At 62.0% G+C, this 24712-nt stretch carries 13 protein-coding genes and 1 riboswitch; of the genes, 4 read left to right on the top strand and 9 right to left on the bottom strand.

Annotated features, from left to right (window positions below; genetic code table 11):
• Positions 1 to 438 precede the first annotated feature (438 nt).
• Together AC0GUR_RS15205 and AC0GUR_RS15210 are read right to left on the bottom strand one after the other, a co-directional pair.
• Positions 439 to 3978 (bottom strand): efflux RND transporter permease subunit, encoded by a 3540-nt coding sequence (locus tag AC0GUR_RS15205; protein WP_472878342.1) that lies wholly within the window; start codon positions 3976 to 3978, stop codon positions 439 to 441.
• A gap of 792 nt (positions 3979 to 4770) precedes the next feature.
• The gene (locus AC0GUR_RS15210) at positions 4771 to 7926 is read right to left on the bottom strand and encodes an efflux RND transporter permease subunit (RefSeq protein WP_472878343.1); all 3156 of its coding nucleotides are present in this window, start codon (positions 7924 to 7926) and stop codon (positions 4771 to 4773) included.
• Between the two features lie 282 nt (positions 7927 to 8208).
• Between AC0GUR_RS15210 and AC0GUR_RS15215 the strand changes: the two genes are divergently transcribed.
• Positions 8209 to 8550, top strand: a complete 342-nt coding sequence (locus AC0GUR_RS15215) for a zinc ribbon domain-containing protein YjdM (protein WP_472878344.1) — start codon at positions 8209 to 8211, stop codon at positions 8548 to 8550.
• Positions 8551 to 8781: 231 nt separating this feature from the next.
• On the opposite strand, the gene btuB is transcribed toward AC0GUR_RS15215, so the two are convergent.
• Together btuB and AC0GUR_RS15225 are read right to left on the bottom strand one after the other, a co-directional pair.
• Positions 8782 to 10680, bottom strand: coding sequence for a TonB-dependent vitamin B12 receptor (btuB, locus tag AC0GUR_RS15220; protein ID WP_472878345.1), 1899 nt, complete (start codon positions 10678 to 10680; stop codon positions 8782 to 8784).
• A 124-nt stretch (positions 10681 to 10804) separates the two neighbouring features.
• Positions 10805 to 11033, bottom strand: a riboswitch (cobalamin riboswitch).
• Positions 11034 to 11082: 49 nt separating this feature from the next.
• Positions 11083 to 12072: a TolB family protein gene (locus AC0GUR_RS15225; RefSeq protein WP_472878346.1), complete on the bottom strand. Its 990-nt coding sequence runs from the start codon at positions 12070 to 12072 to the stop codon at positions 11083 to 11085.
• Between the two features lie 214 nt (positions 12073 to 12286).
• On the opposite strand from AC0GUR_RS15225, the gene AC0GUR_RS15230 reads away from it, so the two are divergent.
• From AC0GUR_RS15230 to AC0GUR_RS15240, 3 genes are all read left to right on the top strand, one after another.
• Entirely contained in the window at positions 12287 to 12664 is a 378-nt protein-coding gene (locus AC0GUR_RS15230; RefSeq protein WP_472878347.1) for a nuclear transport factor 2 family protein, read from the top strand.
• A 159-nt stretch (positions 12665 to 12823) separates the two neighbouring features.
• The gene (locus AC0GUR_RS15235; RefSeq protein WP_472878348.1) at positions 12824 to 13834 is read left to right on the top strand and encodes an alpha/beta fold hydrolase; all 1011 of its coding nucleotides are present in this window, start codon (positions 12824 to 12826) and stop codon (positions 13832 to 13834) included.
• Positions 13835 to 14115: 281 nt separating this feature from the next.
• Positions 14116 to 15042 carry a M14 family metallopeptidase gene (locus tag AC0GUR_RS15240; protein WP_472878349.1) on the top strand — a complete coding sequence of 309 codons (927 nt, stop codon included), beginning with the start codon at positions 14116 to 14118 and terminating at the stop codon, positions 15040 to 15042.
• Positions 15043 to 15147: 105 nt separating this feature from the next.
• Here AC0GUR_RS15240 and AC0GUR_RS15245 read toward each other — a convergent pair whose 3' ends face one another.
• The 5 genes from AC0GUR_RS15245 to AC0GUR_RS15265 form a co-directional block, all read right to left on the bottom strand.
• Entirely contained in the window at positions 15148 to 15993 is an 846-nt protein-coding gene (locus tag AC0GUR_RS15245; RefSeq protein WP_472878350.1) for a sulfotransferase family protein, read from the bottom strand.
• Positions 15994 to 16042: 49 nt separating this feature from the next.
• The gene (locus tag AC0GUR_RS15250; RefSeq protein ID WP_472878351.1) at positions 16043 to 17050 is read right to left on the bottom strand and encodes a LacI family DNA-binding transcriptional regulator; all 1008 of its coding nucleotides are present in this window, start codon (positions 17048 to 17050) and stop codon (positions 16043 to 16045) included.
• Positions 17051 to 17066: 16 nt separating this feature from the next.
• Positions 17067 to 19808 (bottom strand): glycoside hydrolase family 2 protein, encoded by a 2742-nt coding sequence (locus AC0GUR_RS15255; RefSeq protein ID WP_472878352.1) that lies wholly within the window; start codon positions 19806 to 19808, stop codon positions 17067 to 17069.
• A 4-nt stretch (positions 19809 to 19812) separates the two neighbouring features.
• On the bottom strand, positions 19813 to 21201 hold the full coding sequence (locus tag AC0GUR_RS15260; protein WP_472878353.1) for an APC family permease: 1389 nt from the start codon (positions 21199 to 21201) through the stop codon (positions 19813 to 19815).
• Between the two features lie 159 nt (positions 21202 to 21360).
• On the bottom strand, positions 21361 to 24558 hold the full coding sequence (locus AC0GUR_RS15265; RefSeq protein WP_472878354.1) for a TonB-dependent receptor: 3198 nt from the start codon (positions 24556 to 24558) through the stop codon (positions 21361 to 21363).
• Positions 24559 to 24712: the final 154 nt, after the last annotated feature.

Raw genomic sequence — 24712 nt, forward strand, 5'->3', positions numbered from 1 at the left:
ACATCCCCGCGAAAGCGGGGATCCAGTGACTTTGCTCTTGGCTCTGAATGTGGCGATCCCGCCAGCGTGCCGCCTGCGCGGCGGGCGTTTCGACCTTCTGCCGAAGGCCGAGTCACTTTTCTTTTGCTGGCCCAAAAGAAAAGTAACCCAAAGAAAATGGCCTTTAGGGCTCTCGCAGCGTCGTGCTGAATACAAGCCTAGAAGGTCTCCGTAATCGGCACCGCACGATCCATCCGATACGCGGTACGGCTACCCCGCAACGCGCCATAGCGAAGAGGACTTAAAGCGTCTGAATGTTGCTGCTCCCTCTCCCCTCGGGGGAGAGGGCTGGGGTGAGGGGCCAATCTTGCCTCTCCGCTTAAAAGAGCCGCCACTTCAGCGCGGGCAAATCTCCGTCGACCCCCATTGCCTAACTGCCGGGCCACCACCAACGACCCCTCAAACCCCCATCAATGCGGGCGTCAACGCCCCCTGCCGACGCTGCACGAAATACTCGCGAGTGCGCTTACTAAACACCGCCCACCCCGCATACACCGCCATGGCCGCAGGCATCAATGCAGTAACCGGGCTACCACCTTGCGCGTTGTCAGGGTGCGGAGCGAGCGACGACGCCAGCATGCCCAATGCCGGCACGCCGAACATCAATGCCACCATGCCGAACATGACGAAACGCGCCCAAGCCTTCTTCCGCAGTGTGAGGATGGCGAAGGTGATCAGCGCCATACCAAACAGCGCCATGAGTATGGCAACAGCACCATTGATGCCCTTGTCGGCGAACAGGTCGGGCTTGATGGCATAAACCAGCGCAACCACGCCAAGTACTGTGCCGAAGAAGATGCTCAAGCCCGAGGTCCACTGAAGGCGGCCGGGCATGAGCCCACGAGCGAGGCGATCGAGGCGATCGAAGTTCCACAGATAAATCGCCGGCGTACTCAACAACGTCAGCAGCTGCGACACCAGCAAGCCGCCCACAATTGCCACGCCCAACGGCTGGCGCATCTCCGAACCCACGCCAAAGCCAATCGCCAGCGGCAGCGCGGCACCCATCGCCACCAATGTGGTCATGGTGATCGGACGGAAGCGCACCAGCGCCGCCTCCCTGATCGCATCCGGGGGTGACAAGCCGCGTTCGCGTTGCGCCACCAGCGCAAAGTCCACCATCAGGATCGCGTTCTTTTTGACGATGCCAATCAACATCAAGATCGCGATGATCGCCATCAGCGTCAGCTGGGTCTGCGTCACCAGCATCGCCAGGAACGCACCCATGCCTGCTGCGGGCAGGGTGGAAAGAATGGTCAGCGGGTGACCAAGACTTTCATAGAGAATCCCCAGCACGATGTACATCGCCACGATGGCGGCGAGCAACAGTACCATGCCGTTGGACTTCGTCTGTTGCATGCGCTGGTTCTGGCCCGTCCATTCCACGTGCACGCCGGCGGGCAGGCCAACCGCAATGGCCGCGTTCTCCACCAGCTTCACGCCGATATCCTGCGTCACATCCTTGGCAAGGTTGTAGGTGATGGTCGAAGCCTCCAGCTGGTTGTGGTGGCGTATGCGCATCGGCGTCATGTTCGGTTCGATATGAGCCAACGCCGACAGTGGGATCATCTGGCCCCTGCCATTGCGCACGCGCACGTTGAGCAGGGCCTCAGGGCTCACTGAAGTGGCCGAACTGGAAGTCAGCACCACCCAGTACTGGTTGATGTCCGAGTAGATGATCGATACCTGGCGTTGACCAAACGAATTGAGCAGCGCTGTATCCACGTCGCCCATGGAGACGAGCAGGCGGCTGGCGGCTTCGCGATCCACCTTCAGCATCTGCTGCTTGCCCACCAGGTCAAAGTTGCTGCCGACGTCGCGCAGCTCCTTCGTCTTGCGCAATTGCTGCACCAGCTTCAGCGTCCACGGCTGCAGGTTCTCGCCATTGGTCCCGACCAGCTGGAATTCGTACTGGCCACCCTTGTCGCCGCTGCCGCCGCCACCGAGGAACTGCATCGGACTAAGCGTTACGCGCACGCCCGGCATGACGTCGTACTGCTTGGATAATCGATCCACCACCGTCTTGATGTTGTCATGGCGATCATGCGGGCCGCTGCCACGCGTCTTCAGGTCCACGTACATGGTGCCCTTGTTACCCACGGCGCCGCTGCCATCGTCACCACCAAGAATGGTGAGAACGTCTGCCGTCGCAGGGTCATCCTTCATGATCTTGCCCACCTGCTGCACCTGGGTGGCCATCATGGTGGGCGAGATGTTGGCGTCGGCGCGAATGTCGGCCTGGATCATGCCAACGTCTTCCTCCGGCATGAAGTTGCCACCCGCCGTTGCCACGACCAACGCGCCGAGTGCAAACGTCGCCAGCAGCAGAAGGATCGGCTGCCAGCGCATCAGGCGCCGGTGGTGCATGGCCCAGTCCAGTGCGCGCTCGTAGCGGCGTTGGAAGCCCTTGTCGAGGCGTTCCAGCGCCAGCTCCATACGGCCCGGCGTGCGCTCGCCCGGCTCTTCGTGCTTGAGAAGCTTGCCGCACAGCGCGGGCGTCAGCGTCAGCGAAACGATGGCCGAGATCACCACCGCCACCACCAGCGTCACCGAGAACTCGCGCAACAGCATGATCAGCATGTTGTTGCCGAACAACAGCGGCGCAAACACCGCCACCAGCGACAACGTGATGGACACCACCGTAAAGCCGATCTCGCGCACGCCAACCAGTGCCGCCTCCAGCGGCGATGCGCCCTGTTCCATGTGACGCACGATGTTCTCGATCACCACAATCGCATCGTCCACCACAAAGCCGATGCACAGCACCAGCGCCACCAGCGACAGCGTGTTCAGCGTGTAACCCAGCGCCAGCATCACCACAAACGCTCCCGCCAGCGACAGCGGCACGCTCAACGACGCGATCAACGTGGGGCGCAGGCGGCGCAGAAACACCAGCATCACCAGCACCACCATCACGATACTGATCAGCAGCGCCACCTGCACTTCATGCAGCGCCGACTTGGTGGTCTGGGTCAGGTCGAAGATCGGCGTGATCGTCACGTCCGCCGGCATCCACGTACGCAGTTCCGGCAGTCGCTTGCGAATCTCATCCACCGTCTGCACGGCGTTCGCTTCGGAGCGCTTGCTGATCTGCATCGCTACCGTGCTCTGCCCGTTGAACCAGGCGCCCTGGTAAATATCCTGCTGGGCGCTGGTCACCTTGGCCACGTCCGACAGGCGCACCTGTGCCCCGTTGTGGTTGGCGATCAGCAGATTGGCGAAATCGGGCGCTTCGCGCAGGCCATCGTTGGCCGTCACCGTCATCTGCGTCTTGCCGTCGGTGAGGACGCCCTGCGGCGAGGTGACATTGGCCGCAATCAGCGCGTTGCGCACGTCATTGGCGGTCAGCCCCTTGGCCGCCAGCGCATTGATGTCCAGCTCCACGCGCACCGCATGCGGCGTACCGCCGAACACCTGCACCTGTGCAACGCCGGGAATCTGCGCCACGGCAGGCTTCAGCAGCGTGTCTGTGAGATCGTAGAGTTTGTCCTGCGGCAAGCCGGTAGAGGTCAGCGAGACCAGCAGGATGGGGAACTGCGAGGTATCGAATTTGAAGTATTGGGGCGGCGAGGGCAGCACCGGCAGATCCGCCTGCGCGGCATTGATAGCTGCCTGCACGTCGCGCGCCGCACTGTCAGCGGTACGGGAGAAGCTGAAACGCACCTGGATCGCCGCGCTGCCCTCGAAGGCATTGCCGTACATATCGTCGATGCCCGGGATGCGGCCGATATGACGCTCCAGCGGGGCGAGCACGGTGGACGCCATGGTCTGCGCACTGGCGCCCGGCATCGACGCCACGATGTACACGCCAGGGAATTCCAGCGACGGCAGCGCCGCCACACCCAGCAAGCGATAGGCAAACGTGCCCGCCAGCAGCAGGCCAAGTGCCAGCAATGACGTGCCCACGGGCCGGCGGATCAGGGGGGCAAAGATATTCACTCAGGTTTCCATACCGGTCAGGGGCCGCAAGCGCCCGCCCCCGCACTGATCATCGGCAGGGGCGCGCGTTTACATGCAAGGCAGGCGCAAGGCGCGGACATACCACTAATTTTGCCCGCGGGACGGGATACGAGAATGTGCCTGAAGTCGGTCCGTGCCGAAAGGCACGGGGGCAACGGCTTTCTCCCTCTCCCCTTCGGGGAGAGGGCTGGGGTGAGGGGTGGGTGCTCGCGAGAACGTGTGTTTCCCTCACCGTCATCCCCGCGAAGGCGGGAAGCGCTTCACAACAGCGAAGCTGGTCATCCAGCGACTTTGCTCTCGGTTCTAGCTGGGTGTTCCCGCCAGCGTGCCGCCTACGACGCGAAGCTAGTCCCCGTGGGATGCGGCGGGCGTTTCGATCCCCTGCCGGCGCTCGAGTCACTTTTGACGCGAAGCTAATCCCCGTGGGACTTTTGCTGGCCCACGCACGCGCAGGAGCGCGTGCGAACGGCGAAGCCGGCCCGAAGGGCGGAGGGCAGGATGCCCGGAGTCAAAGTCCCACGGGGATTAGCTTCGCGTCAAAAGTAACCCAAAGAAAACGGCCTTGAGAGCTGGCAGCATGGTGTTGGACACGAGCCTACCAACCGAGGCTAGATTGCTATTGTGCGATCCACCTCGAACACAGCGGCTACCCAGCGAGCGCAGTTGAACGGAGGACTTAAAGCAGAGCGCTGTGCGCTTTTGCTCCCTCTCCCCTCCGGGGAGAGGGTTGGGGTGAGGGGTCAACCTTGCACCATCGTCTCAAACAAGCGATCACCCCACCGCCGGCTGCTCCTTCAACCCCCGCTTCGCCGCCCTCTTCGCTCGCCGCGCTTCCTTGCGCACCTTCCGGTCGTAATTCCACAAATAAATCGCCGGCGTACTCAACAACGTCAGTAACTGCGACACCAGCAACCCACCCACAATCGCCACACCCAAGGGCTGTCGCAACTCGGAGCCAATGCCAAAGCCAACCGCCAACGGCAAGGCTGCGCCCATGGCCACCAACGTCGTCATGGTGATCGGGCGGAAGCGCACCAGTGCCGCCTCCCGGATCGCATCGGGCGGCGACAACCCGCGCTCTCGCTGCGCCACCAACGCAAAGTCGACCATCAGAATCGCGTTCTTCTTCACAATGCCGATCAACATCAAGATCGCGATGATCGCCATGAGCGACATCGACATGCCTGTTGCCAGCATCGCCAGGAACGCCCCGGCACCCGCCGCCGGCAAGGTAGAAAGAATGGTCAGCGGGTGGCCAAGACTCTCGTAGAGAATGCCCAGCACGATATACATCGCCAGGATCGAGCCAATCATCAGCACATTCGCGTTGGACCGCGTTTCCTCCAGATCCTTCGCATTGCCTGAATAACCCAGCTGCACACCCGCCGGCAGGCGGGCTTCGGCCACGATCTGCTCGATCAGCGCCATGGCTTTGTCCTGCGGAAAGTCGTGGTCGATGTTGTAGTAGATCTGTGCTGCTTCCAGCTGATTGGTGTGGATCACGAACGACGGTGTCACGCTGGGCGAGATATGCGCCACCGCCGAAAGCGGCACCATGCTGCCCTGGTCGCTGCGCACGTAGGTGTTCAGCAGGGTGGCTGGGCTCAGCGACCGCTCCGCCGACGAGCTGATCACCACCCAGTACTGGTTGATGTCCGAGTAGATGATCGACACCTGGCGCTGGCCAAACGCGTTATACAGCGCCGTATCCACCAACCCCATGTTCAGGTGCAGGCGGCTTGCTGCCGCGCGGTCCACCACCATCATCTGTTGCTTGTCGATATCGTCGTAGTCGCTGCTGACGTCGTGAAACTCCTTGTGCTTGCGCATCATGGAGGTCACTTTCAGCGCCCAGGGCTGCAGGTCGATATTGTCGCTGCTGATCAGCTGAAAGCTCTGGCTGCCGCGATTGCTGTCCTCGTTGTCGTTGAAGAAGCCAATGGAACTGAGCGCTACCCGCAATTCCGGCAGCTTCTGGTAGCTCTTGTTGAGCCGCTCGACCACATCCTTGATGGAATCAGGGCGTTCGCCGGGCCCGTGACCTTTCGGCTTCAGGTCCACAAACATGGTTGCCTGATTGCCCACCGCACCACCCAGGTTGTCGCTGCCAAGAAACGTGGTGACATCCAACACAGCGGGGTCGGACCGCATGATGGCGGCGGCACGCTGCGCTCGCTGGGCCATCAGCGTGGGAGAGATATTGGCATCCGCGCGTACATCGCCCTGAATCATGCCGATATCTTCCGCCGGCATGAAATTGAAGCCGAACAGCTTCACCACCAGTGTCGCCATGCCAAACGTCAACGCCAGCAGAATCACTGGCTGCCAACGCATCAGGCGGCGGTGACGCATGGCCCAGTCCAGCGCGCGTTCGTAAACGTGGTGCAGGCCACGATCAAAGCGCGCTAGCGCTTGTTCCATTCGGTTCGGCGCGCGATCGCCTGTGTTCTCCAGGGTCAGGTAGCGTCCACAAAGCGCGGGCGTTAGCGACAGCGAAATAATCGCAGAGATCACCACCGCCGATGCCAGCGTCACCGAGAACTCGCGAAGCAAGGTGGTGAACTGGTTGTTGCCAAACAACAGCGGCGCAAACACCGCAATCAACGACAGCGTGATCGACACCACCGTGAAACCAATTTCCTTCACACCCACTAGCGAGGCTTCCAGTGGTGGCGTACCGTTCTCCATGTGGCGCACGATGTTCTCGATCACCACAATCGCATCGTCCACCACAAAGCCAATGCACAGCACCAATGCCACCAGCGACAGCGTATTGAGCGTGTAACCCAGCGACCACATCACCGTAAACGCGCCCGCCAGCGACAACGGAACGCTCAGCATGGCAATCAGCGTGGGGCCAATGCGGCGCAGAAACACCAGCATCACCGCCGCCACCATCACCACGCTGAGCATCAGGGCTATCTGCACCTCATGCAGTGCGGACTTGGTGGTCTGGGTCAGGTCAAAGATGGGCGTAATCTGCAAATCCGCCGGCAACCACGCACGCATGATCGGCAGCTTCGCGCGAATGGCATCGGCCGTTGCCACCGCATTCGCCTCCGGGCGCTTGCTGATGCGTATCGCCACCGCGCGCTGGTCATTGAACCAGGCGGCCTGATACTCGTCCTGTTGCCCGTTCACCACATGCGCCACGTCGGAGAGCCGCACCGGCGCGCCGTTGTGCGTGGCGATCAACAGGTTGGCAAATTCCTCCGGGTTGCGCAGCGAGTCATTCGCCGTCACCGTCATTTGCGTACGGCCGTCGCTCAGTACGCCCTGAGGCGACGTTACGTTCGCTGCGCGCAGCGCATTGGCCACATCGTTCGCCGTGAGGCCCTTGGAGGCGAGCGCTGCTGTATTAAGTTCCACCCGCACCGCACGAGGTCTACCACCAATCACGCGCACCTGCGCCACACCTGGTATTTGCGCCAGCGTGGGATTGATCAGCGTATCCGCCAGGTCAAACAGCTTGTCGGGCGGCTGCGTCTTGGACGTCAGCGAAAGCAACAGCACCGGAATATTCGCCGTGTTGAACTTGTAGTAGCGCGGCGGTACCGGCATGTTCGCCGGAAGGTCGGCCATGCTCGCGTTGATCGCCGCCTGCACATCGCGTGCGCGCTTGTCGGTGTTGTTGCCAAAGTTGAACAACACGCGGATCGACGTCGCGCCGTCGTTGCTCTCCGAGTGCATCTCCTTGATGCCCGGGATACGCCCTATGTGGCGTTCCAGCGGTGCGGCGACGGTGGCGGCCATGGTCTGCGCATTCGCACCCGGCACCTCCACGTACACCACCATGCCCGGAAACTCGAGCGAAGGCAGCGCCGCCACACCCAACAGCAAATAAGCCCACAGGCCCGCAAGCGCGAGCCCCATCGCCAGCACCGACGTGCCGATCGGTCGACGTATCAATGGCGCAAACAGGTTCACGGGTTCCCTGACCGTTGGTGCGGACGCGCTGCAGTCGCGCCTGCATGGGAGACACGTTGCAGTGGCCCACTTCGGCGCTCTTTATGCGCCTAAACAGTGAACGGCGAATGTGCCGTAAGTGGGTGAGTGGGCTTCACGCGTTCATCATTCTTGCGAGCTTTGCGTGCCACGGCGAGCCATAACTGACCGAGGGCGGCCGGCGACACAGGGCCGCAGGCCAGCCTTGCCTGGTGCTTACGCCACAGGCCGTATAATTGCGTTTTCACCGAGCTGGATTTCGCAATGTCTGATATCCCCGCGTGCCCCGTCTGCGGCATGGAAAACACCTACCCCGACGGCGACAACTACATTTGCCCCGACTGCTCCCACGAGTGGCCGCAGGTGGCTGCCGCGTCGGAAGACGCCGCCTTGCAGGTGCGCGATGTCAACGGCAATGTGCTCAACAGCGGCGATACGGTCACGGTTATCAAGGACCTGAAGGTCAAGGGCTCCTCGATTCCGCTCAAGCAGGGCACGGTGATCCGCAATATTCGCCTGGTCGAGGGAGATGCCGAACACATCGAAGGCAACTCCGACAAGATCAAGGGTCTGGTGCTGAAGGTCTGCTTTCTTAAGAAGGCTTAAGTTGGCGATGACGCTGCGAGGTTGAGTGAGCGCCTTGGTGCAAGATAATTGGACGGCGTTTAGGCGGCTAAACGCTCGGCGCGAACGAGCCGTTGGTGTAAGACGGAGCATCACATGCTCGTCACCCCCGCGAAGGCGGGGGTCCAGTGACTTTTTCTGGCGCTTCGAAGGCACTGGATCCCCGCCTTCGCGGGGATGACGAGCGTTAAGCACTGCGAACTAGAACGGTGATCAACGCACCGACGGGCTGTACCGCACCGTCAGGTACCAGGTACGACCCGGCTGGTTGTAGTAGTACGCCGTCTCGTAGTTGCGGTCGAACACGTTGGCCAGCTTGGCCTCCAGGCTCCAGTGGGGCATGAAGTCGTAGCTGGCGCGCAGATCCGTTGTGGTGTAACCGCCAAGACGATGCACGTTGGCAAGGTCGTCATACGCCTTGCCTGAGGCGAAGAGCGTCGCACCCACGCCAAAGGCATTGAAGCGACGGTCCACATCCACGCGGGCCGTTTGCTCCGGGCGACGCGGCAGCAGATTGCCGTCGTACACGCCTTCGCGGTTCTTCGGCTGCATCAGGGTGAAGTAGCTCTGCACCTGCCATCCGGCGAGGTTGGCGCCGAGCTGGCCTTCCAAACCGCGAATGCGTGCCTGGCTGATGTTCTGCGGAATGAAGTTGCTGTCCAGCACGATCAGGTCGCTGATGGTGGTCTGGTACACGTTCACCGCCCAGTTCCACCAATCCTGCTTCTGGCTCAGGCCCAGCTCACCCGAACGCGACTTCTCCGGCTTCAGGTTGGGGTTGCCCAGCCCGAAGGGGTAGTAGATGTCGTTGAAGGTCGGCGCGTGGAACGCCGTACCGTAGCTCGCCGACAGGCGCAGGCCGTAGTCGAATGCATAACCCCACGCCACCGCGCCGGTGTTGTGGTTGCCGAACTGGTCGTTGTGGTCATGACGTGCGGACAGCTGCACTTCGTTGCGACCAAACGTGCCCATGTACTGCGCGTACACGCCGGTGTCTTCACGCGTGCTTTTGAGATAGCCGGTGTCGCTGTCGATGTGTTCCTGCTGGTAGTCCACACCCACCGTCAGCAGCTGGTTGGTGGCCAGCGTCACGTCGTTCTGCCACGAGGCCTGATTGCGGCGCGAATTGGCGTAGCCCACCTTCGTCTTCGGGTAGTAGGTTTCCGTGAGAGCGAACGGGTCGTTGTAGACGCCCTGGAAGTACGTCGTGGAGTCATCGCGGCTCTGGCCGGCGTTGAGCGTCACCTTCCACGCGTCGAGCGGGGTAAAGGCAAGCTTGGCGCCCGCCACTTCCTGCTGGTTCACCGCCTGGTTGCCGCCATACGGGCTGCCGGCGAATTCCACGAAGTTCTTGCTGCGCAGCCAGGTGGCGGAAAGCTCCGTGCCGTTGTCCCAGCGGTAGCCGCCATTGGCCATGCCGTTCCAGTTGCGGTAGGCGTCGTTGTCCGGCTGATCCACAAAGCAGGCCACGCCCAGCTCGGCGGCGCCCACGCGGCAGGCAGGGATGCCGCTGGTGTACTGACCACCCAGGCCTACGTTGAACCAAGCGTGCGAGTCGCCACCGGAAAGACCGGCGTGACCATCCACATAGCTGCGGTTGCCGGCAGAGAGACTGAGCGACGGATCCAGCTTGCCGTCCTGCGCGCCGTGGCGGGTAAAGATCTGGATCACGCCACCGATGGCGTCGGCGCCATACAGGCTGGAGCGTGGGCCGCGCACGATTTCGATGCGCTCAATCTGGTCCACCGGAATCTGTTCGAACGCCGGCAGGCCAGCGCCCACCGCGCCAATGCGCACGCCATCGATCAGCACCAGCACGTGCGTCGAATTGGTGCCGCGCAGGAACAGCGAGCTCTGCTGACCCAGTCCGCCAGATTGCGCAAACGACACGCCCGGCAAGCCCACCAGCAGGTCGCGCACCGAGGCTGGCTGCAGGCGATCGATGTCGGCGCGGGTGATCACGGTCACCGAGGACAGTGCCTCGTCAGTAGTGATGGACGTGCGCGTGGCGGTGACGATCACCGTGGACAGCGACGGCGTCTGATCCGATTCGGCGGCCTGGGCGGCCATGGTGGCGGCGAGCAGCGACGCTGCCAGCAGAGTCTTCTTCATGCGTGTTCCTTTGGGCGCGCACCCTCGCGCAACCCACGATTCAAGGGACGCAGCAGAGCAGTGGGAAGAAGAACGGCGGTAGGCGGCACGGCCAAACACGACGTCCGGCCTCGCCCACCGCGAGCCGCGCGTAACGTGTCGGGCCGGTCTCCGGGCTTGTGAGCGGCATGCCCTGTCGCATGCACCATAGGACACCTTCCCGCGTTAAACGCAGTGGCATCTCGTCCTTAGGTGAAGTCGCTCACTTACCGTTGCGGGGGCAGCGCCGGACTGATTGCTTCAAGCAACGCACCGGCTTCCCGTTTCATCCCGGGAAAGACACTTCCCGGGACACCCGAACGAACGAAATTCTAACGGCGAGCGGAGGCGGCGGCAACGCATGCACGCGCCTCCCCACCGGGATCAGCGCGCCGAGGCCTGATGTGCATCGATCCAGGGCGCCAACGACACGGACCAGATGTTGTCGCTGCCGTTGTCCCAGCTCTGCATGCGCTGAATGTCTTGCGCAGCCTGCTCGCGCGTGCGTGGATAACTGACGTGCACCGAGCGTATGCTGCTGAAATACAGCGTGCGGTGATCCGGCCCCAGATGCGAGCCCCAGGGGCCTTTCACATTGATGGTGCCGCCGAGGTCCACCGGCTTGCCCCAATGGTCGCCTTCGCGAAACGCGATGTAGAGGCGATCGGGATCGTCCTTGCCGGAATAATTGGCATCGAACACGATGAACGATTCGTCCGGCGCAATGGCCGGGTCCAGCTTGTGCGCAGCGGCGTCGCCTAGCAGCACTGGCTCGGGTGGCATGTAATGACCATCGCGATACTGCGTACGAAACAGACGGAAGTCGTCATCATCGCCGGGCTTCTGGAAATACACGCTGCCATCGGCGGCCACACTCGGCGCATAAGTGCGCGTGCTGGTGTTCACTTCATCCGGCAAGCGCACCGGTTGGCCCCAGCCTTTGCCCTTGCGATCCACGCGCCACAAATGGCCGCCCGAACCTGGAGACACCTTGCCGTTGGCCATCACGGCATCTAACGCTTTGCCACCTTCCACATCAGGGCGATTGGAGGTGAACACGATGAATGAACCATCCGGCGCCATCGCCGGGTCGTGATCCAGCCATTGCCCCGAGAACGGCGCGATGGTGGGTGCGGTCCAGGTGCCATTGACCTTGTGTGATTCCAGGATCACCGCATTGGGCCAATTGATGCGGTCGAAAAACACCGTCGCGCCATCGGGCGTGAATGCGGCGGAATCTTCATTGGCCGCCCCGGACACCACGCCGGGTGCAAACACCTCAGGAGCAGGTGAGTCAGTGGCGGAAGCAGCAAGCGAAACACCCAGCAAAACCGCGCACGCCGCAGCAAGGCGCGTAGTCGTCATCCACGTCATGGGCCGATCCTTCTCCGGGTTGGAAAAACGGCGGGTGCTACTCGGTGGCGCATTCTCCCGCCGCTTGTTGAACGGCAGGACGTGCCTGAAGTCACGTGCACGGCGTTAGGTTCGCGCAAGCTCTTCGCTGCCCTGTCGATCCGGTCGCGTACGGTTCGTCGTCACCATAAGGCCCACCTGTCACGCATCGTGGGCGCAGCCTGGGAGAGTGGTCATGCCGAACAAACCCGAAGACATTGCACGCGCCTGTTACCTCGCCTATGTGAACAAGGACCGGGCAGCCATCGAGGCGCTGCTTGCCGAGGACTTTCACTTCACCAGTCCACGCGACAACCGCTTGAATCGGGTCACGTACTTGAATCGGTGTTGGCCCAATAGCGAGCACCTGACGGGCTTCGACTTTATCGAGGTGGTGCAGCATGGTGAGCACGTGTTCGTGGTCTACGAGGCCACCGAAGGCGCCGGTCACCGGTTCCGCAATGCCGAGCGGCTGACGATTCGCGGCAACCAGATTCACGAAGCCGAGGTCTATTTCGGCTGGTCCTTGCCTCATCGCGCACCGGAAGGCGGCTTTCTCGATGCCGACAAGTGAAGGCGATCGATGCGTGGTCCCGTAAACCTTGACGCATCGAGGCGGGAGTCTTCTTGCGAGCACCGCGAACTTTTGCGCCGACCCCGAGTCGATCAGACCGCATGCCTGGCGGCTCGCCGAGCTGCGGCTCATTGAGGGGATAGCCTTGGAAGGGAAACGATGGAAGGCAGGCAGTGCAGTACTGGGGATGCTGCTGGTGGGGGTGCACACGCGACGGGCACAGCCCAGGTCGATGTTCTACAACGTATTCCGGAAAGCTACGCGCAGGCGGGCACGCTCGTCAGCAATGCGCCTGATCGCAAATTGAATCTCCGTTGCGAAGGTAGCGGCGCACAAACCGTATTGCTCGAGGGTGGCACACGCGCGGACACCACCACCTGGTTCCGGGTGCAACCCCTGTTGGCGACATCGACCAAAGTGTGCTCCTACGACCCCGCCGGCTTCGGCTTCAGTGACGAAGGCCCGTTGCCGAGAAACCTCGACACGGAAGCGGCAGACTTGCATGCGCTGATTCAGCACGCGGGCCTGAAAACCCCCTTGATCCTGGTAGGGCATTCCCGAGGCAGCAGCATCGTTCGCCAATACGCGACCAGGTACCCGGCTGATGTCAGCGGCATGGTCCTGGTGGATCCACCCGCGCAAGACGTTGTCTCTGTTGCACCGGACTGGGCGCAGGAAGAGAAGCAGATGAGTGAGCAACGCTTCGCGTTCATTCGTCAGTGCGAAGCCGGCGCGGAAAAACAACAACTGGCGTCGCCACCGCCTGCGCTGGCCAACTGCGTGGCCAGCGGCAACCCGCTGGCCAGCGCCAAAGTGAATGCGGCCATCGCGGCCTACAAATACATGCCAGCGTTCTGGCGCGCGATGCAGTCCGAGCTCCAGGACAACATGGTGGTGTTCGGCCAGCCCGTGTCCAGCAAGGAAACGCACGGCTCCACACCGATGATCATGCTCACTGCATCGGATACGTATGCCGACGCGCCAGCAGATATGCGCAAGATGCTGGAAGCGGCCAGAGACAAGACACAGGCGCAGATACTCGCCACCACCACGCATGGTCGGCGCATCGTGGTTGATCACTCGTCGCATGACGTGCCATTGGATCAGCCTCAGGCCGTCGCGAATGCGGTGACAGCCTTGCTTGAACAGACAGCAGTGATAGCCCGATAGGAAGCCCACGCGTAGGTTAGGCTGGAGACGGATAGAACCTGTCTCAAATTTCAGACATCGCCTATTACCCGTCATTCCCGCGAAAGCGGGAATGACGCTCGGTTCTATTGGCAGCTTCGTATTTCGAAATAGGTTCCAATGCCCTCTCACAGATTCGCGCCAACGCAAGAGCGGGTGTCTAAAAGATCCCACGAATGACTGCGCAGCTCTTCGTGCCGCCTGTGGCGGCTTGCCCATGACGCAGTGGTAGAGTACGGCCACTTCACCACCACGGCGTCATCATGAGCAGTCAGGCTTTCTATCCCATAGGTACACCGGGTCAACCCTGGGGTGACGCGGAGCGTGCCGCGTGGCGCGCCACGCAAGTCAAGCAACGCAGCTATGCCGATGATGTGCTCAGCATCATCGAGCGACTGCGCGCTGATTTCGACGTGACTGAGTACGGCGCGCTGAACTATGGCACCGAACACTTCCCCTTGATCGCTGTTCGCAGCCGTCATTGGCGCGAAGATCTGCCCGTGCTGCTGGTGACCGGTGGCGTGCACGGCTACGAAACCAGCGGCGTGCATGGCGCGCTGCAGTTCCTGCAGCAACATGGCCACGACTATGCGGGTCGCGCCAACCTGCTGGTGGTGCCCTGCGTCAGCCCGTGGGCCTACGAGCGCAATCACCGCTGGAATCCCGATGCGATCGATCCCAATCGCAACTTCGTCAAGGACAGCCCGTCAGGCGAATCCGCTGCGCTGGTGAACCTGCTGGAACCGCTGCGTGAGCGCGTGCTTATGCACATCGACCTGCACGAAACCACCGATTCGGACGAATCAGAATTCCGCCCCGCCCTCGCCGCCCGCGACGGCAAACCGCACGCGCCCGGCGAGATCCCGGACGGCTTCTATCTGGTGGATGACGCCGACCATCCGCAGCCCGCGTTTCAGCAGGCCGTGATCGAAGCGGTGGCCAACGTGACCCATATCGCTGAAGCCGACGGCCGCGGCGAAATCATCGGCGCGCCCCTGCTGATACCCGGCGTCATCAAATTCCCTGTCAAGCAGTGGAGCCTGTGCGCTGGCATTACCAACGCCCGCTACGCCACCACCACCGAGGTCTACCCGGACAGCCCGCGTGCCACGCCGCAGCAATGCAACGACGCCCAGGTGGCGGCGATACGCGCCTCGATCGATTACGCGCTGGCGCATCGCGATAGCTGACGCGTTCAGTTCAGCCAGGCGCCACCCGCTGCATGGATGGACGTCTAGCGGATGAGACAAAGGCCGCGTAAGCGGCCTTCGTTCTCTGTAGCAGCAACATGCCCCTTACACGATAGGCACCTGATTGACGTTGTTCTTGGGATCCATCCAGAACGCCTCGTTCGCGAAGCGGCCGAAGATATCGCGCGGAAGGATCGGCTGGCGTTCGACGGCCTCGACTTTCGGTCGAACAGAGTGCAGGCCGGGCATGCCGACGCGAGCGTCGAACTCATCGGCGTGGTATTCGATGTTATCGAAGTCGTGCTCGAACCAAGGTTCGCCAAGAAAATGGTAGACCGCGCGTATGGCCGCGGCCGGATCGTGCACCAGGCTTTCGTAGGTCAGCATCAGCAGGTGGTCTTGCGCGTACTGGCCGTAGAACGCCTCTTTGGTGGCCTGGTAGGCGAATCCCACCATGCCACGTGGATCGGTCAATGCTTCGACGCGTGAGTACACCGTGGTGTTGGTGTCGAAGCGGAACACCTTGCTGACGCTTACCGGTTGCTTCTGAACCAAGCGCTCCATGCTGTCCAGCACCCAGGCCAACTGGCGCACGCACGCAATGACCTTCACCCCGGGAAACAGCGTGTTGAGCAACTGCATGCGACTGCACCACAGCCGGCTGGTGTCGAACACCGCGCCCGCACCGTTCTGCACCGAGTAGAAGTTTTCGACCAGGCCGCGCAGCACCGCCACGCGTTGCTCGTCGGAAACATCAAACGAAAAATCGTTCTTGCTGCTCGCTTCCGCGATCACCACGCCCATGATGTCGGCGAGCGGACTGGTCATGCCGGCGCGGAAGCGTGGGTTCTGGTTGAGGATGGCAGCAAGCAGCGTGGTGCCGGAGCGAGGCAGCCCGGAAATGAAGTGGAACTTCGGTGACGGGTTGCTGGCGTTCGGCGTGACAGGCATGCATGTGCTCCGGTCGATCAGTGGCGTGGGCTGCAAGAAGGGGCTTGGTTCAGGGTGCGGCGGCCGTCGATGCGCGCATGCGCATGTCGTAGCCGACTTCTACCATGCTGGCTTCTCCCTTGCCCAGCACGCGTAGCAGCAGTTCTTCAGTGGCGCGCTTACCCATGTCGCGCACCGGTTGGTGCACGGTGGTCAGCAGGGGCCACACCTGCGTGGCGATGGTGGTGTCGTCGAAGCCGCAGATGGAGATTTCGCCGGGAACCGACACCCCAGCCTCTGCCGCTGCCCAGATCGCACCGACCGCCATGTCGTCGTCCGCCGCGAATATGGCGGTGGGGCGGTTCTTCAGTGCGAGCAAACGTCGGGCCGCAGCCACGCCAGACTCGAAGGAGAACTGGCCCTGCACCATGTACGCAGGATTCTCCTTCAAACCCGCTCGCTGCAAGCCGTCGCGGAAACCGGCGAGGCGCCAGATGCCCGCGCCGTGCTTGGGGTCGCCAATGATGTGGGCGATGCGACGATGTCCCAGCGACACCAGGTGATCCACCATGGCCGCGGCGGCTTCGCGCTCGCTGAGCATCACACCGATGCAACCCTTGGGTTGGCGTGGAGCAATCGAGGCGAACGGTAGTTCAATCTTGCGCAGATGATTGAGCAGCTTCGCGTGGTCAGTGATGGGCGGCGTCAGAATCAGTCCATCGGGCTGGTGACGCGAGAGGATGCTTTCGACGCGCTCAACGAAATCCGGTGCCGTCGACACCAGTGGCTGCACCATCATGCTGTACTGCTGCGCCTCACACGCTTCCAGTACACCGGCTTGTACTTCCATGATGTAGCTCGGCGACAGGTTGTCGTAGAGCAGGCCGACCATGAAAGAGCGGTTTGCCGCCAGGCTGCGCGCCGAAGTAAGCGGCCGGTAGTTGAGCTTAGCAACGGCTGCCAGCACGCGCTGCCGCACCTCGTCGCGCACGTTGGGCTCGTTGTTGAGCACGCGCGATACGGTTTTCTTTGAGGTGTCCGATGCACGGGCGACATCGTTGATGGTCACGCGTGACATGGAAGCCTTTGCGTCTTCACTGATCGGTACCCTGCGTGGCTGCGGCCGGAGCGCTTTGGGTTGGAACGTTCCAACCACTCACTTCGACGACAGGTACAGCCTTCCCCTGTGATGCATAACGCGCGGTCAGGGTGATCGACTCTCCCGGCCACAGCGTTACGTCATTGTCATTCCAGCGTATCGGCAGCGCAAGGTCGCCCTTGGCGCCGCGCTTGATGGAGACGTGCTGAAACAGCGCTGCGGCCTTGGATGACTCAGGTACCGTCAGCGTGACGGTGGTGACGTCGTCATTGCCATCGCGCCGCGTGCTTGCACGCACCTGGCTAGTCGCAGCCGGCAAGGACTGCAGCGCCGTCAGGTCGCCGTACTGCGTCAGCGGGGTCAGGTACCAGTTCGACTTTGGCCAGTCGAGTTTGTCCGCTTTGGTGGATAGCCAATAGACGTTGCGGCTCACCGGCTTGCCATCAGCAGAAGCGAGGTCAAGCTCGACAAAGTAGGTGGTGGACAGGTCGGCGATGGCCGGCAGCGTGGCCAATGCCAGCGTGCGATTTCCCGCAAGGTCGATGCCCTGCAGGTGCTTCTCGAACCGCACGCTGCCGTCCAGGTTGCGGACGCGGATGTTTGCTTGCAGACCGTGGGCATCATCCAGCGTGTGGTTCACCAGCACGACGCCGTTGGCGTCGTACGCATACTGGATATGCAGCGGCTCGTTGGCTTTCTTGGCGCCGAAATACGCGCCAGCAGGATTCATGTAGTAGTCGTACAGATGCCAGTGCAATGAGGGCCAGGCGTTGTTGAGCATCCAGTAGATGACACCCGTGGCCGGCTTGGGCGCATCCATGTGTGCGTTGAATGCCTCAAACTGCGCGCGCACGTTGTCGTAGTTATCGAGCTGGGCCTTGGCGACATAGTCGGCAAGATCCTTGGGTGCGCCGTAGCGCTTGGCCAATGCGTTGTCGAAGGGGGTCAGCACGGCGAAGGTCGACCAGTCCGCGGAGGCGTGGTACTGCCTCGCGTCCGGGTACTTCCACAGCGCCTCCTGTTCCTGCGGCGACAGCATGCGCTTGACGTCTTCCAGTCGTGGGATGTCGGCGCCCGCGCTGACTTCGGAATCGAAACCATAGGCACCGCCCAGCTTGTCGGTGTACCAATAAGCGGGCGGTATCCAGTCGTACGGCCCGTCCATCTTCATGCCGGAAGGGCCGGCGTCGGCGGTCGCCTGGGGGACGGCGGCCGAGATGATGGGCAAGTTCCAGTCCGCGGCGCGCAGCGTATCGACATACAACTTCGCGATGGGCGGCGGCGGTGCATTGTCGCTGCCGATAAAGAAACCGATCACGGAGGGATGGTTGCGAAGCAGGCGTGCTTCGCTGGCCATCGACTCCTCAGCCACTTTCATATCGGCGGCGCTCCAGGGTTCGCCGCCCGTTTTCGCGGCGGACTCCCATTTGTCGCAGCACTCCCAACCCGCCAGGATCATGATGCCGTTGCGGTCGGCGAGATCGTAGAAGCGCTGATTCTCCAGCTTCCCCTCGCTGCGGATGGTGTTGAGTCCGAGATTGACGACGTAGCTGAACTCGGCATCCATGCGTGCGGGATCGTCACGCAGAAACATGTCGGGCGCCCAGCCGCCGCCACGGATCAGCACCGGCTTCCCGTTGATGAAGAACTGGCGATAGCCCTGCTTGGTCAGGTTGGAGGTAACGCTGCGAACGCCAAAGGTCGAGGCGGCCCGGTCGGAGGTGACGCCATCGACCGCAGCCGTCAACTCAAGCGGGTACAGTGGATGATCGCCCATGCCCAATGGCCACCAGATCTTCGGGTGATCCAGCGCAAGGCCTGGCGTTGTCTTGGGTGAGAACGAAACGACTTGCGTCTGGCCAGGTGCGAGGTGAACCGTCTGCTTGACTGCAACACCGGCCACGGTGCCGCTGATGGTCGCGTCATGCGCCACGGCATCGAGGTTCTTCGCTTCCACCTTCACATCCAGCGCGGCATGCGAGAGATCGGGCAGCGGCAGCGTAGAAACAACGTGGGGATAACTCAGCTCGACCGGACCGGTCTGCACGATATCCACGCCACGCCACGGGCCCATGTTGTTGTCCGGTGGCGTGGGGTTCCAGTCCACCCAGCCAATCGACAGCGCCTTGCGCGGATCGCCCGGATGCACACGCATGGCGAGGGCATTGGCGCCCGCGTGTACCAAGCTGGTGACATCGAACTCGTTCACCGGGTATGCGCCGGCAAGCTTGGCGTGATCGGCGACCTGGTGGCCGTTTACCCACAGGTCCGCGCTGGCGATCATGCCGTTAGTGCGCAACAGCGTATGCCGCCCGGCACCGGCTTTCGGCAGCGAGAACTCGGTGCGATACCACCAGGGAACCACGAAGAGATTGCCGCTGGCCTCCGGCACCTGCACGGCACGCAGGTTGTCGCTGTAGAACACGTCGGTCCTGGATGTGCCCCGTTCCTGTAAGCCTTTTTCCGGTACGCCATTCTCCAGCAGCCCAGCCATGACCGTGGCGTGACCGCTCACCGGGTACCACTCCTTGGTGGCGAAGCCGATGGTGGAAACCTGGGCACCGTCCTGCTGCGCCTTCGCCGTGTCCTGAATCAGCCAGTGGCCAATGGCAGTGACGGTGCCAGCGTCGGCAGGCACCTGGGTGGGCTTGTAAGTCGTCTGCGCGATGGCGGCCGGTGTGGCAGAAATCGCCATCGCGATCATCATCGGGAGCGCGTGCTTTGCGGAAATGGGCATGGCGTCAATGCTTCTCGAGATAGGTTTCGCGTACTTCGACCGGCGCGAATGGCCAGGACTGGTTGAGTCTCGCCCAGATCGCAAATACCACGAGTCCAGCGAGTATCCACAGGCCGGACAGGATCAGCGACATCGTCGAGGCAGACACGTACACATAGATCCAACCCAGCAGCGCGATAACGCACGGCACCGGGTAAAGCCATTGCTTGTACGGTCGCTCCAGATTCGGCTGGCGCTTGCGCAGCACGATCAACGCGGCGATCTGCGCAATCGACTGCACGATGATGGTCGCAGCCAGCAGCATGTTGATGACCTCGGTCAGGTCAAAGAACGTGCCGATGGCCGTCACCACACCCATCACCAGCAGCGCCACATGTGGAAAGCCATGCTTGGCATGCAGGTGTCCGAATACGGAGAGGAACACCTTGTCCTGCGCCGCCTGGAAGGGCACGCGCGAGCCACCGAGCAGGCCGGTAAATACCGACGCAAACGCGGTGACGATGATGAGCATGGTCATGACGGCGGCGGCCATATGTCCCCAGCTACGCTCCACCACCAGCGACGCGACCGATTTGGACTGGGCAATTTCCTGCCACGGCGCCACGCCAAGCACGCTAATGTTGAGTAGCAGGTAGACAAACATCATCGCGATTACCGAAACGATGATGGAGCCCGGCATGGTCCGGCCCGGGTTGCGCAACTCATCGCCGATGTACGCGGTGGTGTTGTAGCCGAGGTAGTCGTAGATGCCGATGATCAAGCCCGCACCAAGCCCCACGAAGAAGTGACCACCAAACATGTCGCTGGGGTAGGCAAAGGCGTAGCCGGCATGGAAGTGCGAGAAGCCCGCCGCCGACACGCCGATGACGGATACCAGCATGATGATCCACAACGCGATGGTGATCGCGCGAACCGACTCGATGCGGCGGTAAAGCATCCAGATGACGAGAGCGGTCGACGCGAGGCCGATGAGGTGCACCGGCCACCAGCCAAGTTGGGGGAAGAAGAACTGCAGATACTCCACCATGCCGATGATGCCCGTGGACATCAGCAAGGGAATGGCAAGCAGCATGGTCCAGATAAACAGAAACGGCATCAGCTTGCCGGTGCGGTACTGGAACGCCTCGCGCAGGTAGACATAAGTGCCGCCCGAGCCTGGCATGGCTGCTCCGAGTTCGGCCCACACCAGGCCATCGGCCATGGCCAGGATGGCGCCGGCAATCCAGCCGATCACCGCCTGTGGCCCGCCCATCGCGGCGACCATGATGGGTATGGTGATGAACGGCCCGATGCCGCACATCTGCGTCATGTTGATCGCGGTTCCCGAGAACAGTCCGATGGAGCGATGGAAGGTGTTCTCGCGAACGGGCGGGTGCGCGCTGGAGTCAGGCATGCTGGTCTTGTCGTGGTGGGTTGCGAACGGATCGTCGATGACACTGCCCCTGGAGCGATGCTGTGGCCACGGGCTCAGCCCGCGCTGCGGTGACTCCATTCCCGCCGCAGCGGGAATGGGGTCAGCCTCAGGCCCGAAGTGGTGAGGGAGCCACTCCGGTTACCACTGGCCGCGTACGCCCAACATGAACATGCGTTCGGAGAAAGTCGAGTGCGCAGGTTGGTCGGGCCACACGAGGTAGTACTTCTGATACTCGTTGGTGAGGTTGGTACCGTCCAGGAACACTTCGGCATACTTGTTGAATTTGTACGAGACCGATGCATCCACGTAGTGCTGCGGCGCCTCGTACATCTCCATGCCGGTGATGCCGCCCACGCTGTCCATCACCGCGCGACGCGAACGGTAGTTGTACGCGACGCGAGCCTGGAAGTGGTCGTCCTGGTACCACAGGATGAAGTTGCCGGACTTGGTGGAGTTGTCCTGGAAGGGAATCTTGCTTCCAGACAGGTCCCTCTCGCCCGAGTTGCTGGGTGCATACGTGGCGTTCAACTCCATGCCCGTCTTGGACAGGAAGCTCGGCAGGAAGGTGAAGCCCTGGCGGTAATCGAATTCAGCGCCGTGGATGCTGTTGCCGGTACCCTGCACCGGCTGGTTGATCACGATGCAGTGATTGCGCACCACGCCGTCCTCGTCCGGCAGGGTGCAGTTGGTCACGCTACCGTTCTTGATGAAGCTATCCACGTTGATGCGGAACAGCGCGAGGCTGAGCATGCTGGTGGGGTTGATGTAGTACTCCAGCGACGTGCCGTAGTTGGTGGAGCGCCACGGGTTGAGGTTCGGGTTACCCGTGGACGTGCCATTCGAGACGCGGAAAATCGGTCCTTGCGGCGTCTCCATCAGCGAGTAGTTCAGTGTCAGACCACCGGCCCAGGTGCTGAGGTCCAGCGGCATCATGTTCTTCGAATAAGCCAGTCGCCACTTCAGGCTGTCGGTGATATCCAGCGAGAAGTTGGCCGAGGGCAGGGTGTCCTGATAACTGCGCTTGGTGACGGCCGTGCCAATGTCGGCGGGTTCGTCGCCGTACGAACCCGGCGCGCCGCTCAAGTGCTGGGTCACGTCGAGATTGGTGTGAATCAGGCGCACGCCGATGTTGCCGCTGTACGTCATGTTGCCGATGGTGCCGTTGAAGTTGCCCTGCAGATAGCCCGACAACTCCTTCAACCGCACTGCCCATGTCGTGCCCGGCTCACCCACCTGCACGGTATTGGGGTAGAGCGACTTCCAGTACGAAATCGGGTTGACCATCGCGTTGGGATCGATCGCCCAATAGTTGATGCCCGAGCCAAGCAGGTTGGTGTACTGCTTGAAGTTGTTCGCGAGCGGCGCGGCGGTACTGGGCATCGATATCGCGGAGAGCGGCCCCGCGCGGAAATAGCCCTGGTCGTTGCCAGCGGTACACGAGCCGCTGTTCAGCACCACGTCCGCACCGACATAGCGCACCAGGCATCCACCCGGATCGCTTGCCCCCATCCCGGCATAGACCGGTGTTTCCAGCGTCCAGCCGTCGTTGCTGGCGTTGCGGATGCTGTTGCGGACGCCGAAGGTAAGCTGGAAGCCGTCCGTGAAGGCGTACTTGCCGTCAAAGCGCAGCGCGTTTAGCGCCACCTTGCGGTCGTAGTCGCCGGACGATTCCAGCGTCTTCATCGTCCAGCCGTTGGGGTCGGCGAACTGGGCGGCCATTGAGGGAGGCATGCTGATCGTCAGGTTGCGACCACCGAAGTTTGCAACGATCGGCACCGTATTCTGGGGCATGCCATTGGCATTGAACACACGGTTACCACCCAGCTCTGCCGGATAAACCATGGTGCCGGGCGGCACGTTGACGCCATCGTTCAACACATTGGGCCACAGCGCGCCGTCGGAATTGGAAATGTTGACGTCGGTTTCCTGGTTCGACTGGGATGCCGTGTCATGCACACCGCGCACGCTTCCGGTGAATGGGCCACCATCGTCGTAATCAAACTGCAGGTTGAAGTTCTTCGCCGTCGAGTACTTCTGGATGATCTGCGAGTACGACTCCACGTCGCCAGGCCACTTCTGGTACACCTGCGTGGCGTACATCTGCGAGCCTTCCCAGCCCGGCTGGGGCGTGCCGTACTGGCCAAGGGCGGGGCTGCCGGTATTGCGCGATTGCAGCGGTATGTAGGTCGCACCCTGCCAGTTGGTGGAGTTGAACTGGATGCCGTAATTGCGATCGTACTGCCGCTGCTGCGAGTAGAAGAAGTCGCTGGTCATGGTGAAGCCACTGCCCATGTCGTACTGGAACGAGGCATTGGCGGACTTGCGCTTGCGCTGGGTGATGATGTCATTGAGCTCGATGTTCTGGCTGCCCATGAAGACACCGTTGGACTTGCCATCGCCATTCACGTCCACGCTGCCATCAGCGTTCTGCACGATCTGAGACGGAATGGGCGCACCATTCCACGCACTCAGGAAGCCGTTGTAGCTCGCCGCACTGGTTGCGTTCTCACCATTCAACACAACGCCGTACTGATCGAGACCCTCGTTGGAGTTGAATCGACGCGTGTCGGAGTAATCGGCGGACACCAACAAACCCCAACGGCCGCCGTTGTACGAGATCAGGCCGTTGGCCTCGGGCCCCCAGTGATCAGTGGTGCTGCCCCGCTCGCCATTGGCCGAATAGCTGTAGGTGAATCCGTTGGGAAGATCCCACGGACGGTAGGTATGCAGGTCGATGGCACCGCTGATGCCGCCGTCGGTGGTGCTGGCCGTGGTCGACTTGATCACGTCCACGCCGTGGAACAGCGTGGATGGCAGCATGGTGAAGTCGGGCTGCTGCGAATCGATCTGGTCTGCCGTGATGAACACTTCGCCGTTCAACATGGTGCCGACCTGCGGCAGGCCGCGCACATCCACTGAGGTGCCGACGCCGGCGTCGCGGTTGATCTGCACACCGGTAACGCGCTGCAGCGAGTCGGTAATGGTCGTGTCGGGCAGCGCGCCGATGTTCTCGGCGGTGATGCTGTCCTGGATGTTCGGCGCCTCGCGTTTGAGGTCGATGGCGCGTATCTGCGACGCACGCACGCCGGAAACACTGACGGTCGACAGCGTGGTCGCGTTCTTCTCCGCGTCGGTGCTGTTGGTGCTGCCATCAGCCTTCTTGGCGTCCGGTGCGGGTGCTGGCGCCGGCGTGGTTTGCGTCGTCGTGGTCTGCGGCGCCGCGCCGTCCGCCTGAATATCGGCGAATGTCGACGCTGCAGCCGACGTCGACACGACGGCCAACAGTGACATGGTGATGGCAAACGACAATGGATGCTTGCGATGTACGGTGGACATGGGCTGTAACCTCGTTGGTGGTGCCAGTCGAACCTCAGTTGCTCCGTTGGAAATTCAAAAACGCGACTAGCCCGGCGATGCCTTCGGGTTCGCACGCCGTCGTACTGCAATGTCTTGTTGTCCCCACCTTGGCTACGTGAGCCAAAGTCACTGC

It is taken from the genome of Dyella sp. PARNA 12/25, from assembly GCF_055702865.1.